Source organism: uncultured Psychroserpens sp. (genome assembly GCF_947500255.1).
In the GTDB taxonomy this organism is placed as follows: Bacteria; Bacteroidota; Bacteroidia; order Flavobacteriales; family Flavobacteriaceae; genus Psychroserpens.
Genome location: NZ_CANMRL010000001.1, coordinates 436,998 through 455,507, shown reverse-complemented (window position 1 = coordinate 455,507; position 18,510 = coordinate 436,998). Strand labels below are relative to the sequence as shown.

Below are 18,510 nucleotides of genomic sequence, written 5' to 3'. Positions count from 1 at the left end.
TTGATTTGTAAAAGAAAATGAATAACAATTATATACAACCAGATAACTGGTCAATCATAGAGGAGGGATTTGATGTCGACCGTGTTAAGTCATCAGAAAGCTTGATGAGCTTGGGTAATGGAGCAATGGGGCAACGTGCTAATTTTGAAGAACATTATTCTGGAGCTACATTTCAAGGAAGTTATGTCGCAGGCGTTTACTATCCAGATAAAACAAGAGTAGGTTGGTGGAAAAATGGCTATCCAGAATATTTTGCTAAGGTATTAAATGCACCAAACTGGATAGGAATTAATGTTACTGTAAATGGTGAAGTTTTAGATTTAGCCAATTGTAATAAGGTAGACGATTTCCGAAGAGAATTAAACATGAAAGAAGGTTGGCTGTCAAGAAGTTTTACAGCTACACTCCAAAATTTTATTCAAGTTAAAGTAGAGACTAAACGATTTTTAAGTTTGGACGTTGATGAAATAGGTGCTATTGCATATAATGTGACACCTATTAATAATGATGCCCAGATTGATTTTTCACCATATCTAGATAACGGTATTACCAATGAAGATTCAAATTGGGATGATAAGTTTTGGGATGTCTTAAGTGTGAATCACGAAAAAGAGCAAGCATTTATTGTGTCTAAAACCATGAAAACGCATTTTTATGTGTGTACTTCTATGCAAACTCAAGTATCATTAAATGGTAAGATCCTAAAACAGGATAAAACTATAAATGATACTATTGATAGAATTGATTTTACTTACAAAAATCAGGTGTCTAAAGGGGATACAATTACACTTACTAAGTTTGGTGGATATACTACCGACAGAAATCATGACAAGAATGAATTAATTTCAATAGCGAAGAAAACCCTAAACACGGTCTCTGAAATTGGATTTGATACACTTCTAGAACAACAAAAGACAGCTTGGGCTAAAATTTGGGATATGGCAGATATTACTATCGAAGGTGATGTTGCTGCTCAACAAGGTATACGATTTAATATTTTTCAGTTAAACCAAACCTATCTTGGTAAAGATGCACGATTAAATATTGGTCCGAAAGGATTTACTGGAGAAAAGTATGGTGGAAGCACCTATTGGGATACCGAAGCTTATTGTATTCCTTTTTACATGGCCACTAAAGATCAGAATGTAGCAAAAAGCTTATTAGAATATCGTTACAATCACTTACAGAAAGCCATTGAAAATGCAGAAAAATTAGGATTTACTAATGGTGCTGCATTATATCCTATGGTAACTATGAATGGTGAAGAATGTCATAATGAGTGGGAAATTACCTTTGAAGAGATTCATCGAAATGGAGCCATTGCATTCGCCATTTTTAATTACCATCGCTATACTGGAGATTATAGTTATATACCTCAAAAAGGTCTAGAAGTATTAATTGGTATTGCAAGGTTTTGGCAACAGCGTGCTACATTTTCTGAAGCAAAACAACACTACGTTATTCTAGGTGTGACTGGTCCAAATGAATATGAGAACAACGTTAATAACAATTGGTATACAAACTATATTGCTAAATGGTGTATTGACTATACCTTAGAAAATATCAATAAGATTGAAGCTGAGTATGGTTCTGATTATACCAGAATAATGAATAAAGTCAAGCTGTCAAAAGCAGAATTATCGCAATGGAAAAACGTTGCAGATAATATGTACTTTCCATTTTCAGAAGAAAAAAATGTTTATTTACAGCAAGATGGCTTCCTAGATAAAGAATTGATAACGGTTTCAGATTTAGACGTATCGCAACGTCCTATTAATCAGAAATGGTCATGGGACAGGATTTTACGTTCTCCATATATTAAGCAAGCCGATATTTTACAAGGATTCTACTTTTTTGAAGATCAATTTTCTACCGAAGAATTGGAGCGTCATTTTGATTTTTACGAACCTTTTACAGTTCACGAAAGCTCATTGTCACCATGCGTACACAGTATTCAAGCTGCTAAATTGGGTCGTATGGAACAGGCTTATGAGTTCTACTTGAGAACATCGCGTTTGGATTTGGATGATTATAATAAAGAAGTAGAAGAAGGTTTACATATTACATCAATGGCAGGTACATGGATGAGTATTGTTGAAGGTTTTGGAGGAATGAGAGTCGTTAATAATACATTATCATTTGAGCCTAAAATTCCAGAGCAATGGGAAGGATATTCCTTTAAAGTGAACTTTAGAAATCAAATCATAAAAATTAATGCCTGTAAAGGGCATACACATTTTGAACTTGAAGGGCATAACGATTTAGATATTATGGTTAATGGTAAAACAGTGACCATAAGCCCAAATAATTTAGTAACCGTGTAACATACAACGACACATTTAAACTAGTATAATTATGAAAAAACAGATGTATTTATTTTTCTCATGTATCATTGCTTTAAGTGTGTCCTGTAAAGACCAATCTTCAACTAATGATGTTGTTAATGGGAATTCATTAGAACTTATTGATAAAAATGATATTGAACGTATCGAACCACCTAACTGGTGGATTGGTTTTGAAAATGACAAATTACAGTTATTGGTCAAGCATAATAATATTGCAGAGTATACACCAAGTATTTCCTATAAAGGAGTATCTATAGAAAAAGTAAGTAAAGGTGATAATAGTAATAATTACTTATTTATTGATCTATTGATTTCTGAAACCGCTTCTGCAGGAACCTTTAATATAAAATTTAAAAATGGAAGTGGTGATGAATTGATCCACACTTATCAATTGAAAAATCGATTAAAGCCAGCCGAAGATTTTATAGGATTTGATAGTAGTGATGCTATTTATCTTATAACGCCTGATCGTTTTGTAAATGCAAACCCAAACAATGACTCGCCAGCTGCCATGGAAGGGCAAGAACAGCTGCTAGAGCAAACAATCGATAGAAACAACAGTTATGCACGTCATGGAGGTGATATAGAAGGTATCTTAAACCATCTCGACTATATTCATGATCTTGGATTTACGGCAATTTGGTCGCAACCTATGCTAATTAATGATATGAAAGAAGGATCGTATCATGGTTATGCCATTACAGACTTGTATAAAATTGATCCGCGTTTCGGAACTATAGAAGACTATCAAACCTTATCTCAAAAAGCAAAAGAAAGAGGAATGAAACTTATCATGGATCAGGTGGCAAATCATTGCGGATTAGAACACTGGTGGATGAAAGATCTACCATTTAAAGATTGGTTAAACCTTCAAGATAACTACGAAAAGAATAAGAATAATTGGGATTGGAAAACCACAACGCATTCTAATCATAGACGTACTGCCAATCAAGACATTTATGCTTCTCAGCATGACAAAGATGGAAACTCTGATGGGTGGTTTGTGGCGACTATGCCAGATTTAAATCAACGTAACCCATTCTTAGCAACATATATTATCCAAAACAGTATCTGGTGGATCGAAACTGCTCAATTAGATGGTATTCGACAAGATACTTATCCGTATCCTGATAAAGATTTTATGAGTGATTGGGCTGGAGCTATTATGACAGAGTATCCTAATTTCAATATTGTTGGAGAAGAATGGAGTTACAATCCATTACTCATTGGGTATTGGCAAGAAGGTGCGAATAATAGAGATGGCTACGACTCTAATTTAAAATCTACAATGGATTTTGCAATGCAAGCTAAAGTTGTAGAAGCACTTAATGAAGAAGAGTCTTGGGATAAAGGTCTTGTGAAAATTTATGAAGGATTAGCTAATGATTTTCATTATGCTAATCCTAAGAGTATTATGATATTTCCTGGCAACCATGATATGAGTCGCATTTTCACTCAGTTAAAAGGAGATGTTGCTAATACAAAAATGGCAGTTGCAACCTATGCCATGATGCCTAGAATTTTGCAAATGTATTATGGGACCGAAATCTTAATGGATGATTTTGAAATTCCTGGAGACCATGGTTTAATTCGTACAGATTATCCTGGAGGTTGGCAAGGTGATACCGTAAGTGCTTTTACAGGAGAAGGTTTGTCAATAGAGCAAAAAGGAATGCAATCATTTATGACAAAACTTCTTAATTATAGAAAGAAAAGTAAAGCTATTCATGATGGCAAAACTGTTCATTTCTCACCATTTATGGGCACGTATTTCTTATTTAGAACTCTTGGCGATGAAACGGTAGTTTTGATTATTAATAAAAATGATGAGCCAATTACTATTGATCTAAAACGTTATACTGAAATTGGTCTTGACGGAAAAACATTAACAAACATTATTACAGGTGAAACCTTTGATTGGAATGATGCCATAGACTTATCTGTTAAAGGTCCATTATTGCTAACAACTAAAACAGAATAGTATGAAACGATATATTCTAATGGTTTTGATATTATGGTCTTTTGATGGTCAATCTCAAAGTAAAAACAGCTCTAATGCAGATGATATTGTATTTAAGCAACTAAAAGAAGCCGTGCTTTATGAAGGGACTTTGCATCGTGTTGAAGCTTTTCCATCACAGTATATTAAACCAAGACCTGTTGATGTTTGGTTGCCAAAAAATTATACCAAAAAGAAGTCATATGCTGTATTGTATATGCATGATGGACAAAATTTATTTGATTCTACAACCACTTGGAACAAGCAAGAATGGAAAGTTGATGATTGGGCTTCAAAACTAATGAATAACAAAAAAACCAAAGATTTTATCGTTGTAGGTATTCATAATATTCCACAAATAAGATGGCTGGATTTATTTCCTGAAAAGTCATTTGAGTATATCAACGAAACAACACGAGATTCTTTAATTGCCATGGCAAAAAAGAACAATTTTGACGTGAAGTTAAATGGTGATAATTATCTAAAATTTCTTGTTGAAGAATTAAAACCAGTCATTGATAGAACCTATTCAACTCTGCCTGAAAAAGAGCATACGGTTGTGGCAGGTTCAAGTATGGGTGGCTTAATGTCGATGTATGCTATTTCTGAATATCCAGATACTTTTGGAGCAGCAGGATGTATTTCAACACATTGGGTTGGCGCAATGCCAATGCCTAACAACCCTTATCCTGAGGCTATATTTAAATATATGGAAGACCATTTACCATCCTCAAAAACCCACAAGCTGTATTTCGATTATGGAAATAAAACCTTAGACCAATTTTATCCAAAATTTGCACCTCGTGTAGATAAGATTTTAAAGCAAAAAGGATATACAGAAACAAATTCTAAAAACTTATTTTTTGAAGGAACAGATCATTCTGAAAGTTCATGGAACAAACGATTAGATCAACCATTATTATTTTTATTAGCCAATTAAATGAAGAATGTTTTATTTTTAATAAGTACCATTTGTTGTTTTACGATCGGATTTTCTCAAAACCCGAATCGTATTTTTAAAGGTGCAGAAATTAAAGGTTCTAATTTGAAAATTGAGGTGAATGATGGTTACTATATGATCAAGCCTTTATCATCAGAAATTATAGAAACTACCTTTGTTCCAACCGGTGAATCGTTAAATGAAAACTCTCATGCTGTTGTTTTAAAATCAAAAGCGTCTAACGTTCAAATATCAGAACGCGGTGAGGATGTGTTGTTAAAAACTAATGGGCTTTACGTAACCGTCAAGAAATCACCTTTTCAAATATCGTATTTCTTCAAAAACAAGCATGTTATTTCTGAAAAAGGAGGTTATATAAAAACTGATAGCTTGGAAACTATTCAATTTCAACTTACCAAAGATGAAGTGTTATATGGTGGTGGAGCAAGAGCTTTGGGTATGAATCGTCGTGGTAATAGATTACAGTTGTACAATCGTGCGCACTATGGTTATGAAACACGATCTGAGTTGATGAACTACACATTGCCTATAGTAATTTCGTCTAACAAATACATGGTTCATTTTGATAATGCGCCAATAGGCTTTTTAGATCTAGATAGTAAACGTGATAATACACTCACATATGAAACCATTTCTGGACGTAAGACCTATCAGGTTATTGTTGGTGAGTCTTGGTATGATATTGTTGATAATTATACAAATCTAACAGGAAAGCAACCTATGTTACCACGTTGGGCTTTAGGAAATTTCTCAAGTCGATTTGGATACCATTCTCAAAAAGAAGTGATTGAAACCATTGATAAGTTTAAAGAAGAAAATATTCCTGTTGATGCTATCATTCTAGATTTATATTGGTTTGGAAAAGAAATTAAAGGTACTATGGGAAACCTAGCTTTTGATAGAGACTCTTTTCCAAATCCCAAGCAAATGGTGGACGATTTAAAAGCTAGAAATGTAGAAACTATCCTTATTACTGAGCCTTTTATCCTCACGACTTCTAATCGTTGGGACGAGGCGGTTACAAAAGATATTTTAGCTAAAGATTCTATAGGACATCCAGCAACCTATAATTTCTATTTTGGAAACACAGGTATCATAGATATTTATAGTAGTAAGGGAAATGCTTGGTTCAAAAACATTTACAAAGACCTATCTCGATTAGGTGTCAACGGATTTTGGGGAGACCTTGGCGAACCTGAAGTGCATCCAGGTTGGGTGCAACATGCCACTGGTACTGCTGATGAGGTTCATAATATCTACGGTCATGATTGGGCAAAATTAGTATATGAATCTAGCTTAGAAGCCAATCCAGATAAACGACCTTTTATTTTAATGCGCGCTGGTTATTCTGGGTCGCAACGTTATGGAATGGTACCATGGTCGGGAGATGTCAATAGAACTTGGGGCGGATTACAAAGTCAGCCCGAAATTGCACTCCAAATGGGAATGCAAGGTTTAGCCTATATGCATAGTGATCTAGGCGGATTTGCTGGTGCCAATCTTGATGATGAGCTGTATGTAAGATGGTTGCAGTATGGTGTATTTCAACCAATTTATCGTCCCCATGCACAAGAAGAAGTGGCTAGTGAGCCTGTGTTTAGGAGTGAAAAAGTCAAAGTTTTAGCTAAAGAAGCTATTGAGCTACGTTATAAAATGCTCCCATATAACTACAACTTGATGTATGAAAATCATCAAACAGGAGCACCTCTAATGCGACCATTATTCTTCGAAGAACCAAATAATTTGGATTTGTTTACATACTCAGACGCTTACTTATGGGGAAATGATATGTTAGTGGCTCCAATTTTAAAGGCTGGACAAAAAGAAAAAGAGGTCTATTTTCCGAAGCATACCACATGGTTTGATTTTTATACTGATGAAAAATTTGAAGGCGGACAAACAAAAACCATTGCAACTAAAGAAAATTCGATACCCACATTTGTGAGAGCTGGTGCTTTTATTCCAATGTATGAACCTATGTCTAATACTCGAAGTAATAATAATCCCATTTTGTATTTAAATTATTATTATCATGAATCTATAACTCAAAGTATGCGAAAACTCTATAACGATGATGGTCAAACGATTAATACATTTATTAAAGGAGAGTTTCAGATATTAGAGTTTAATGCAAAGTATAAAGGTCGCAATCTTGAATTTCAATTTAACCTAGATTCTGGAACGAATTTAAATATGGATAGTAAAGCGATTGACTTGATGATTAGGAATATTCAAAACCAACCTAGATATGTAAAAATTAATGGTAATAAATTTAAAGTTGATCTAAAACAAAAGCCAAGATATATCAAAATTGAAGGCGAAAAGAACCTAGAATGGGACTCAGAAAATAAGGTAATAACAATTCCCATAGAATGGGATACAACACAGGAAGACATCAATATCAAAATAAAACTCAAAAGATAATCCAATGAAAAACATACTAACCATAATGCTAATTACACTATTGCTCTGGTCTTGTAAGACAGATAAAAAAGACAATAGTACTGTTGTTGTAAATGAAACCGAACCAAAAGAAATTTTAGCACCAATTTCTGATGATGTATTAGAAAGTGCTATTATTTATGAGGCTAATATTCGTCAGTATTCTCCAGAAGGATCGTTTGATGAATTCACCAAAGATATTCCTGATTTAAAAAAACTAGGTGTAAAAATTATTTGGCTGATGCCTGTTTTTCCAATTTCAGAAACAAAACGAAAAGCGACAGGCGGAGCAGATAGCAAGTTTGCTTCAGACTTCCCAGAAAATGAACAGGCAAAATATCTAGGAAGTTATTATGCAGTTTCAGATTTCACTAAGATTAATCCTGAGTTTGGAACTATAGAAGATTTTAGAGAATTAGTGAGCACAGCTCATGATAATGGGATGTATGTCATTTTAGATTGGGTGCCAAACCATACAGGTTGGGATCATACTTGGTTAAAAACGAATCCAGAATATTATACGCAAAACGATAAAAGTGAAGTCGTACATCCTGAAGGAACAGATTGGACAGATGTTGCCGATTTAAACTACGACAACAAATCGATGCGAAAAGAAATGGTTGAAGATATGAGTTATTGGATAACTGAAGAAGGTGTTGACGGATTTAGATGTGATGTTGCTGGTTCTGTACCTTTTGATTTTTGGAAAGAGACTATTCCTCAACTTCGTAAACAAAAAGATATTTTTATGCTAGCCGAAGCTTGGGAACCAGAATTGCTAAAAGGCGACTTGTTTGATATGGCTTATGCTTGGGATGGCCATCACCTAATGAATGCACTAGCAAAAGGCGAGAAAAATTTAAGTGATTTTGATGCCTACTCTACTAAGATATTTAAAGATTATCAAACCGATGATATCTTAATGAATTTCGTTACTAACCATGACGAAAACTCATGGAATGGAACCATTAAGGAGCGTATGGGAGATGCTTCAGAACTTATGACAGTTTTTAGTTATATGCAAAAAGGAATGCCATTAATTTACACAGGACAAGAGTATGACTTAGCCCATAGACTGAAGTTTTTTGAGAAAGACTCTATCCCTAAAACCAAAGGAAAGACTTGGGGCTTATTAGAAAAATTAGCAGTTTTAAAAACAACCAATACCGCATTGCATGGTGGGAAAGATGCCGCTGCATTCGTGAACCTGAAAAGTGATAATAAACATATATTGGATATGGTAAGAAAAAAAGGGAAGCAAAAAGTTAGATTCATAGGTAATTTTTCTAATGAAGTACAAACCATGAAAAATACAACAAGCGGTTCTTTTAAAGATTACATGACCAATAGTGAAGTAGAACTTAAAACGGGTGACGAATTAACATTTCAGCCTTGGGAATATAAAATATTAACAGACTAGTTTATGAAACATATTTTTATAATAACATACAGCCTTTTAATGCTGGTATCTTGCCAAGAAGCAAAAAAGCAAACCATTGTAGAACAACAAGAAACCCCTTTCGTTTGGGAAGGTGCTAATCTTTATTTTCTATTAACAGATCGCTTCAATAATGGTGATACATCTAACGACGTAAATTTTGATAGAACCAAAGAAACGGGGAAATTACGCGGTTTTAAAGGTGGAGATATTAAAGGGATTACTCAAAAAATCGAAGAAGGCTACTTTACAGATCTTGGAATTAATGCGATTTGGATGACACCAATAGTTGAGCAAATTCATGGAGGAACAGATGAAGGTACTGGCGTTACTTATGGATTTCATGGCTATTGGACAAAAGATTGGACAGCTATTGATCCCAATTATGGAACAAAAAAAGATTTAAAACAACTTGTTGAGGTTGCACATGCCAAAGGGATTCGAATTCTTTTAGATGCTGTAATTAATCATACAGGACCTGTTACTGAAAAGGATCCAGTTTGGCCGAGTGATTGGGTACGAACCGAACCACAATGTAAATACAGTAACTATGAAAATACGATTACTTGTACGTTAGTAAAGAACTTGCCAGATATTAAGACCGAAAGTGATGAAGCCGTTGATTTACCACCTCAATTAGTTGAGAAATGGAAAACGGAAGGACGTTATGAAGATGAGGTTGCCGAATTAGACGCATTTTTTGAAAGAACAGGTTACCCTAGAGCACCACGTTTTTATATTATGAAATGGTTAACTGACTATATTACCGAATTTGGTATTGATGGTTATAGAGTTGATACTGTGAAACACACCGAAGAATTTGTATGGCAAGAATTTAAAAAAGAATGCGATTATGCATTTTCAGAATTTAAGAAGAACAATCAGGATAAGGTTTTAGATGACAACGATTTTTATTTAGTTGGTGAAGTGTATAACTACGGAATCTCATCTGGAAAGGCGTTTGATTTTGGCGATAAAAAAGTGAACTATTTTGATGAAGCCTTTACAAGTCTTATTAATTTTGAACTCAAATGGAATGTTGCTCAACAGTCTGAAGAAGATGTTTTTAAACGTTATTCAAATGAATTAAATACAAAATTGAAGGGTTATGGTGTCTTAAATTATTTAAGTTCACATGACGACGGACAACCATTTGACCCAACGAGAGAAAAGCCTTATCAAACCGCAACAATGTTATTACTAACTCCAGGAACATCCCAAGTGTATTATGGAGATGAATCTGCTAGAAGTTTAGTTGTTGAAGGCACAGTGGGAGATGCTACTTTACGTTCTATGATGAACTGGGACGCTATTGAAAGTGATGTAAAGACCAATAAAGTGTTGGAGCATTGGCAGAAACTTGGTCAGTTTAGAGCTAATCATCCTTCTATTGGTGCAGGAACTCATCAAATGATTACTCAAGAACCATATACTTTTTATAGAAGTTATACCAATGAAGATTATAAAGATCTGGTCGTCATAGGTTTAAATTTAGCTAAAGGCGAAAAATCGATAGATGTATCTAAGTTTTTTAAAGATGGAGAAACTATTCATGATGCATATTCAAATGAAGATATAGTAGTGTCAAATGGAAAAGCAGAATTCAGTTCTGAGTTCTATACTGTACTTTTAGAACAAAAATAATTAGAATTATGAGAGGTTTAATTATATTACTATTAGCGCTATTTTTAGTGTCTTGTAATTCTTCTGATGACAAGCACGTATTTGAGGCGGTATCATCAAATGGAGTATTGAAGTTAACATTTAATGTCACCAAAGAAGGAGCTCCTTTTTATGTCGTTACTCGAGAAAACAAGGTTGTGATCGACACCTCTTTTCTAGGTTTCGAGTTTAAAGATGCGCCTGCATTTCATAAGAACTTTAGTGTTAAAAACTCTGAAACAAAGACTAATGTTGAGACTTGGTCAATGCCTTGGGGAGAACAAAAGGATGTTGTTAATAATTATAGAGAATTAAAAGTGATGCTTCAAGAAAAAGTATCGCCAGAACGTTTTCTTAATATTATATTTAGAGTCTATGACGACGGTATTGGCTTTCGTTATGAGTTTCCTGAACAAGCAAGACTCAAAGATGTTGAAATCACCGAAGAACGTACACAATTTAACTTAACACAGGACTACAATACCTTCTGGACTCCTGGAGATTGGGATATTTACGAACATTTGTATAGTACGACTAAACTTTCAGAAATTAATGCTTTAAAATATGTAGGACATGTTAATTTGGCTCAAACGTATATACCAGAAAATGCTGTTAATACGCCTGTGACTATGGTTGGTGAAGATGGTATTCATCTCAGCTTTCATGAAGCAACTCTGGTAGACTATTCGGGTATGACCTTAAAAGTAGATACGACCAATTTAAGCCTTGAAAGTCACCTTGTAGGTTCAGAAAATACAAGCTATAAAGTAAAACGTAGTTTACCATTCCATACACCTTGGAGAACTATACAAATTACAGATAATGCGCCAGATTTAATAGCATCTAACCTTATTGTAAATCTGAATGAACCTAATAAATTAGGAGATGTATCTTGGTTTAAGCCAATGAAATATACAGGTGTTTGGTGGGAAATGCATTTAGGGAAATCGTCATGGGACTATGGTATGGAGATGGTTGATGGAAAATGGACCGATACAGGAAAGGCACATGGGAGACATGGCGCTACTACCGAAAATGTAAAGCGATTTATAGATTTTTCAGCAAAAAATAATATCAAAGGTGTTTTAGTTGAAGGTTGGAATACAGGTTGGGAACGTTGGATCGGTTTTGAAGATCGGGAAGGTGTTTTTGATTTTGTAACAACATATCCCGATTATGATATCGATGAAGTAGTTCGCTACGGAAAAGAGAAAGGTGTTGATATCATAATGCACCATGAATCTTCTGCTGCTACCGAAACGTATACAAAACAACAAGATGCTGCTTTTGCTTTGATGCAGAACTATGGTATACATTCTGTTAAAACTGGATATGTTGGAAAAATCCTTCCGAAAGGAGAATATCATCATGGACAGTATATGGTAAACCATTATAACAATACAGTTGAAAAAGCTGCAAAGTATAAAGTGGCTATCAATGCTCACGAACCAATCAAGGCAACAGGATTGAGACGAACATATCCTAATACCATTTCGAGAGAAGGTCTTCGTGGGCAAGAATTTAATGCATGGGCTCAAGATGGAGGAAACCCTCCAGAGCATTTGCCAATTGTAGCTTTCACTAGAATGCTAGCTGGTCCAATAGATTTCACACCGGGAATTTTTAATATTAAGTTTAACGAATACAAAACAGAAAATCAGGTCAATACAACCTTAGCACAGCAATTGGCATTATACGTTGTAATTTATAGCCCAATTCAAATGGCTGCCGATTTGGTAGAGCATTATGAAGCAAACCCTAAACCATTGCAATTTATTAAAGATGTAGGTGTTGATTGGGAAGACACAAAAGTGTTGAATGGTGAAGTAGGAGATTACGTGACCATTGCAAGGAAAGAACGTGAAACGGGCAACTGGTTTTTAGGCAGTATTACTGATGAAAATGCTCGAGAATTGGATGTAGATTTTGATTTTTTAGATGATGATCAAGAGTATATAGCTACGATTTATAAAGATGGAAAAGATGCACATTGGGACAAAAATCCATTAGCTATAGATATTGAAACGCTAGTAATACATAAATCATCTCAATTAAAATTAAGATTAGCCCAAGGTGGAGGTGTAGCCATAAGTATTATAAAAAAATAGTGCTATATTTTTTTATTGATAAGCGTTTCTTTGAGCTAGCTTATAGTTAAGTACCATTTTTAATCGATTAAATTTCTTACATTTTTAACATAATTTCTTGTAACATTCTGACACTTAGAAAGTCTTATTAATAAGAATTAAACTATTAATTTGTAACTTTGCATGCAACAAAACGTTGGTATGAGTGACATTAACGAGAATATAGAATCTCCTTTTGAGCTTAAAGTAAGTTTTAGTAAACTACTCAAGCACTATGAGGAATTAGCAAAAAGTGAAGACGAATTCATTGCTGCTAAGGCTAGACGTGTCTTGAAAACAGCTGATGCTCACCCTGTTTTGCGCGATGGGTTTAGTGATCCTAAAATTCTGAAGGAAAGAGAGAAAGAGATTAGTATTATACTACAAGACTCTTTTAGCCCAGTTTTGACAAAAAATGAAATCAAAACAGCTTCTGTTCCTTTTCATAACCTCATTTTTAACTCTTCTGAGCGTTTCAAAAGTATTATTGAAACTGCTGGTGACGATTTTGAATTAGAAATTAAAAATATGCCAAAGGATGATAAGTATATTATTGCATGTACTATCATTTTAGCGTTTTGTTACGGTCACAGTATTAACTTCAAGCGACCATTCTATTATGAAATTCCTGATGCTAATGGAATTATGCAGTTCTATAAGATATTGTACAATGCAGATTTTACAGAGATTATTCCAGCAGATAATGCCCCAAAAATAACACAAGAAGATGTTGACGAATTGCTAGACAATTTTGACAACATGGAATTATGGAAGGAAAAATTCCCTCCTAATAGTTATACGTTTAAGGGTTTTGTAATTTCTAATATTTTCAATGTTACAGATGACCAATCTATTTCAAATATTAAAACCACATTAATTGGTGAGGATAAGCGAAAAGATGAAGGTTTTATGGAAGATTTTCAAGAAATCTTTAGATCACTCTTAGGACTTAAAGATATTAAAGTAGGTTTTTCTATTTATAATGAAGAAGAGGATGATTTTGAGAAGGTCTATGGTGTGGCAATGAATAGCTTTTTACTAAATAATTTAGATTCTAATAAGTGTTCTAGTGCGCTTTGCAGTGACTCATATCAAACGTTATTAAAAGAGAAAAAGTTTTACGCTATTTCTGATGTAGAAAAATATTATAAATTATCTGAAGGTAAAGCTCCTCAATACAAAACACTTAAAGATCAAAACATTAAAAGTGCGATTTTAGCGCCTATAGCTAACGAAGAAGGGTTAATGGGAATTCTGGAAATTGTTTCAGACCAGCCTAAAGTTTTAAATAGCATTAATGCTAATAAACTAGTTGATGTAATGCCTTTTATTGTATCAGCAGTTGAACGCTCTAAAAGTGAAGAAGAAAACTTAATTGAAGCTATTATTCAGCAAGAATGTACTTCGATTCACCCAAGTGTTAACTGGCGATTTGTTAAGGAGGCCAGAAACTTTATTAAGGATCAATTAAATGGTAAAGAGCCTAGTTTTAATAAAATAGCTTTTGAAAATGTTTATCCGTTGTATGGACAAATAGACATTAAAGGTTCATCCGATGCAAGAAATTCGGCTACTCAACAAGATTTGACAATTCAACTAAATGCTATAAAGGCTATAATAATTAATGCTCTTGAAATTGAAAACTTACCAATTTATGAGCAATTTCTATATCAAATAAATGATTATTTAGAAGGTTTGAATTCGCATTTTCAAGTCGATAGTGAGCAACAAATTTCTGCATTTATAAGAAAAGATATAGATCCTTTATTAGATCATTTAAGAAGAGATGGTGTTTTAACAGATCAAGTAAACGCTTACTTTGACAGTATTGACGATAAAGTAGATGTCTTATATAAGCATAGAAAAAATTACGACGATACAATTACTTTAATAAATAAAGAGATGGCTGCGCTTTTAGATAAAAAGCAACTAGAAGCACAGGCTATGTATCCTCATTATTTCGAACGCTTCAAAACTGACGGTGTTGAGCACAACATGTATATTGGTGAGTCTATTACTAAAGAAGATAGCTTTAACCCAATCTATTTATATAATTTGAGATTGTGGCAATTACAAGTCATGTGTGAAATGGAAAATGCCTTTTATTTAATGCAATCTGATTTTCCAGTAAAACTAGATGTTGCTTCTATGGTTCTAGTGTTTAACCAGCCTTTATCTATTAGTTTTAGAATGGATGAAAAGCAATTTGATGTTGATGGCACTTACAATGCTAGATATGAAATTGTAAAAAAACGTGTGGATAAAGCTTATATCAAAGGTACTACTGAGCGTGTCACTCAAAAAGGTAAGATAAGTATCGTTTATTCTCAAAAACAAGACGAAAGAGAATATTTAAGGTATATTAAATTCTTACAGTCTAAAAAGTATTTAGATGATGATGTTGAAATTGTTGAACTTCAGGATTTACAAGCAGTTACAGGCTTAAAAGCCTTACGAGTAAGTGTATTATATCACAAAAATGAAGATGATAAATTGTTCTATACCTATGACGATTTAATGAAGGAAATTAATGCCTAAGTGTACTTCTTAAGTTTATGGAATCACTGCTCCAGAAGATTGAAAAGCAATAGCAAAAGCAATAACACTTACTACTATACCTATCATAAAAACAGTGTAGGTTTGACGTAATAAACTATATTTTCTGTTTAAAACTAGACCTAAAAAGTATAAATCTTTAGTTAGAGAACTGTATAAGTAATCTCTATCTTGCATCATTTCATTCATAGCCCATTCAAACTCATCAAGTTTCATTTTATGGAAGTTTCCAAAGAATAATAAATTAACTTTTTTATTAGCGACATCTTCTTTATTAAATTTTCCCTGAGTTACATTTGGTCGTGTAGCTAATACTGATAAAACAATAGAAGCTACTGTAAACGCAGCAAATATTACAGTAGGCCAAATCAGGTAGTCGTTTGATGGGTTATCAAGTTTAGAGACTAAATTTGATAATACTAATGAGATAATAATAGCATTTACAGAGAGTAAAATATTCGCTTTAGTATCGGCAATATCGCTTAAGGTAATGTGATTTCGAAGTGCAACTCTAAACATGGTCTCAATACCACGTTCAGGTAAATCTAGTTTGTGTTTTTTAAAGCTTAATTCGGCTTTTTTTTGCTTTAATTTCTCTGTATTTTCCTTAATCTTATTTTGACTTTGTAATAGGCCAGCTAGGTTTTTTCCTTTTCGCTTTTCCCATTTACTGGCAGCTATGTTTGTATAAAATGTATGATTTGTTAAGAATGAAATGTTATCATTTACCCAATCAGGCTTTGATATGAATTTGTCTTGAGTGAGTTCCCATTCTTTTCTTAGTAGTGATGCAAATTCATCATAATTTTTACTGGACACATGTGCGCAATCTGCATCTCTAATGATGCCTTCTAGTTCATTTTTAGGCTCATAGGTCATTTGAGTAGCTAATATGATATTAGCAACCGCTTTGATAGTGTCTTCTTCAACTTGTTTTGATTTTAAAAAATCAGAAGCAATTTTTACACTCTCTTTTTCATGACCTTCAATTACTTTCGTAAAACCAGTATCATGAAACCACGCTGCAATCAATAAAATATGCTTTTCATTGTCACTAAGACTACTAGTATCTGTAAGTTCTTTAACTTTTTCTACCACACGTTGTGTATGTGCGAGGTTGTGATAAACAAATTTAGGATCTAAATTATCATTTAAATAACCTGTAACATATTTTTCAGCTTCAAGAACTAGGGTTTCCATAAAGAGTGTTAGTTTATTTAGTAAAAATACTAAACTTTAATTAATGACTATTTTACAACGAGATTTGTCGAAAATTATTAAAATGCTTTCATCCACACAGATCAAAAAATCTGTAATTTTTTCAAGGGATAACGACTAAATTATTTGTAAATTATGTGACTTTAAAATTTATTTTAAAAAACAGACTATCAATTAGTTCAATTTTAATGAAATTAAATCTAAAACATACATTTATTCGAGAATTACCGGCTGATCCTATTTCAGAAAATACTAGACGTCAAGTAAAGGAAGCTTGCTTTTCTTATGTCACACCAAAGAAAACCAATGCACCAAAAATGCTACATGTTTCTAAAGACATGGCTGAAGCATTAGGACTATCTGAAACTGACGTTTCAACAGACACTTTTACCAAAGTATTTACAGGTAACGAGGTATTACCTAATACGAAACCTTATGCGATGTGTTATGGCGGTCACCAATTTGGTAATTGGGCAGGACAACTAGGCGATGGAAGAGCAATAAATTTGTTTGAAGTTGAGCATAATAAAAAACAATGGACAGTTCAACTTAAAGGCGCAGGTGAAACACCATATTCTAGAACTGCAGACGGACTAGCTGTTTTAAGATCGTCTATTCGTGAATATTTATGTAGTGAAGCGATGTTTCATCTTGGCGTTCCTACAACACGAGCTTTGTCCTTAGCATTGTCTGGTGATGAGGTCTTAAGAGATATGCTATATGATGGTAATTCGGCATATGAAAAAGGCGCTATTGTATCGCGTATTTCGCCTTCATTTTTGCGCTTTGGAAGTTTTGAAATATTTGCTGCACGACAAGATCATAAAACTCTTAAACAGTTAGTAGATTACACAATACAGCAACACTTTACGCATTTGGGAACACCCTCAAAAGAGGTATACATCAAATTTTTTGCTGAAGTTTCTCAGCGTACACTTGAGATGATTATTCATTGGCAGCGTGTAGGGTTTGTACATGGTGTAATGAACACTGATAATATGTCTATTCTTGGATTAACTATAGATTATGGGCCTTATGGTTGGTTAGAAGGTTTTGATTTTGGTTGGACACCAAATACAACCGATAGGCAGCATAAACGCTATCGTTATGGTAACCAGCCTAACATAGGTCTCTGGAATTTATACCAGTTGGCTAATGCCTTATATCCATTAATTGAAGACGTAGAGCCGTTGGAAGCTGTTTTAGAAAGCTATAAAACAGATTTTGAAAAGAACTCTTTAGTGATGATGAAAACCAAATTGGGTTTAGAACTAAATGACGACAAAGACCATATGTTAGTGCAAGCTTTGGAAGACGTCTTGTTATTAACAGAAACAGATATGACATTGTTTTTTAGACTTTTAGGTCGCTTCAAAAAAGGCGATGCAAAAAGAGGGCTGGATATAGTAAAAGAGGCTTTTTATATACCTAATGAGGTGTCTGATACAATTGCGCAACAATGGCGAGATTGGTTTGAGAGGTATGATTTTAGATTGGATAAGGAATTACTTTCTAATACTAAAAGGCAATCAAAAATGAATACTGTAAATCCTAAGTATGTACTCAGAAATTATATGGCGCAATTGGCAATTGATGATGCCAATAAAGACAATTATAACTTGATAGAGGAATTGTTTCAGCTTTTGAAGAAACCTTACGATGAGCAACCTGAATATGAAAAATGGTTTGCCAAAAGACCAGATTGGGCAAGACATAAAGTAGGATGTTCCATGTTATCATGTAGTTCGTAATGTCAATTTTAA

At 33.8% G+C, this 18,510-nt stretch carries 10 protein-coding genes; 9 read left to right on the top strand and 1 reads right to left on the bottom strand.

Annotated features, from left to right (window positions below; all coding sequences use genetic code 11):
• Positions 1-17 precede the first annotated feature (17 nt).
• The 8 genes from Q0783_RS01870 (at position 18) to Q0783_RS01835 (ending at position 15,511) form a co-directional block, all read left to right on the top strand.
• Positions 18-2,324, top strand: a complete 2,307-nt coding sequence (locus Q0783_RS01870) for a glycoside hydrolase family 65 protein (RefSeq protein ID WP_298892808.1) — start codon at positions 18-20, stop codon at positions 2,322-2,324.
• Positions 2,325-2,355: 31 nt separating this feature from the next.
• Positions 2,356-4,326: a glycoside hydrolase family 13 protein gene (locus Q0783_RS01865; RefSeq protein WP_298892806.1), complete on the top strand. Its 1,971-nt coding sequence runs from the start codon at positions 2,356-2,358 to the stop codon at positions 4,324-4,326.
• A 1-nt stretch (position 4,327) separates the two neighbouring features.
• On the top strand, positions 4,328-5,284 hold the full coding sequence (locus Q0783_RS01860) for an alpha/beta hydrolase-fold protein (RefSeq protein ID WP_298892804.1): 957 nt from the start codon (positions 4,328-4,330) through the stop codon (positions 5,282-5,284).
• On the top strand, positions 5,285-7,729 hold the full coding sequence (locus Q0783_RS01855; RefSeq protein ID WP_298892802.1) for a TIM-barrel domain-containing protein: 2,445 nt from the start codon (positions 5,285-5,287) through the stop codon (positions 7,727-7,729).
• Between the two features lie 4 nt (positions 7,730-7,733).
• Positions 7,734-9,167, top strand: coding sequence for an alpha-amylase family glycosyl hydrolase (locus Q0783_RS01850; protein WP_298892800.1), 1,434 nt, complete (start codon positions 7,734-7,736; stop codon positions 9,165-9,167).
• A 3-nt stretch (positions 9,168-9,170) separates the two neighbouring features.
• The gene (locus Q0783_RS01845; RefSeq protein WP_298892798.1) at positions 9,171-10,829 is read left to right on the top strand and encodes an alpha-amylase family glycosyl hydrolase; all 1,659 of its coding nucleotides are present in this window, start codon (positions 9,171-9,173) and stop codon (positions 10,827-10,829) included.
• A gap of 8 nt (positions 10,830-10,837) precedes the next feature.
• Complete coding sequence (locus Q0783_RS01840; RefSeq protein WP_298892796.1) at positions 10,838-12,955, top strand: glycoside hydrolase family 97 protein; 2,118 nt, start codon at positions 10,838-10,840, stop codon at positions 12,953-12,955.
• Between the two features lie 180 nt (positions 12,956-13,135).
• Complete coding sequence (locus tag Q0783_RS01835) at positions 13,136-15,511, top strand: GAF domain-containing protein (RefSeq protein ID WP_298892794.1); 2,376 nt, start codon at positions 13,136-13,138, stop codon at positions 15,509-15,511.
• Between the two features lie 15 nt (positions 15,512-15,526).
• On the opposite strand, the gene Q0783_RS01830 is transcribed toward Q0783_RS01835, so the two are convergent.
• A complete protein-coding gene (locus Q0783_RS01830) occupies positions 15,527-16,729 on the bottom strand; it encodes a Pycsar system effector family protein (protein ID WP_298892792.1) in 1,203 nt (400 codons plus the stop codon).
• A gap of 206 nt (positions 16,730-16,935) precedes the next feature.
• Here Q0783_RS01830 and Q0783_RS01825 point away from each other — a divergent pair, with 206 nt between their 5' ends.
• Entirely contained in the window at positions 16,936-18,498 is a 1,563-nt protein-coding gene (locus tag Q0783_RS01825; protein ID WP_298892791.1) for a protein adenylyltransferase SelO, read from the top strand.
• Positions 18,499-18,510 lie beyond the last annotated feature (12 nt).

Coding starts and splice junctions, on each gene's coding strand:
- Q0783_RS01870 (WP_298892808.1), top strand. CDS start 18: ATGAATAACAATTATATACAACCAGATAACTGGTCAATCATAGAGGAG.
- Q0783_RS01835 (WP_298892794.1), top strand. CDS start 13,136: ATGAGTGACATTAACGAGAATATAGAATCTCCTTTTGAGCTTAAAGTA.
- Q0783_RS01830 (WP_298892792.1), bottom strand. CDS start 16,729: ATGGAAACCCTAGTTCTTGAAGCTGAAAAATATGTTACAGGTTATTTA.
- Q0783_RS01855 (WP_298892802.1), top strand. CDS start 5,285: ATGAAGAATGTTTTATTTTTAATAAGTACCATTTGTTGTTTTACGATC.
- Q0783_RS01850 (WP_298892800.1), top strand. CDS start 7,734: ATGAAAAACATACTAACCATAATGCTAATTACACTATTGCTCTGGTCT.
- Q0783_RS01865 (WP_298892806.1), top strand. CDS start 2,356: ATGAAAAAACAGATGTATTTATTTTTCTCATGTATCATTGCTTTAAGT.
- Q0783_RS01845 (WP_298892798.1), top strand. CDS start 9,171: ATGAAACATATTTTTATAATAACATACAGCCTTTTAATGCTGGTATCT.
- Q0783_RS01825 (WP_298892791.1), top strand. CDS start 16,936: ATGAAATTAAATCTAAAACATACATTTATTCGAGAATTACCGGCTGAT.
- Q0783_RS01860 (WP_298892804.1), top strand. CDS start 4,328: ATGAAACGATATATTCTAATGGTTTTGATATTATGGTCTTTTGATGGT.
- Q0783_RS01840 (WP_298892796.1), top strand. CDS start 10,838: ATGAGAGGTTTAATTATATTACTATTAGCGCTATTTTTAGTGTCTTGT.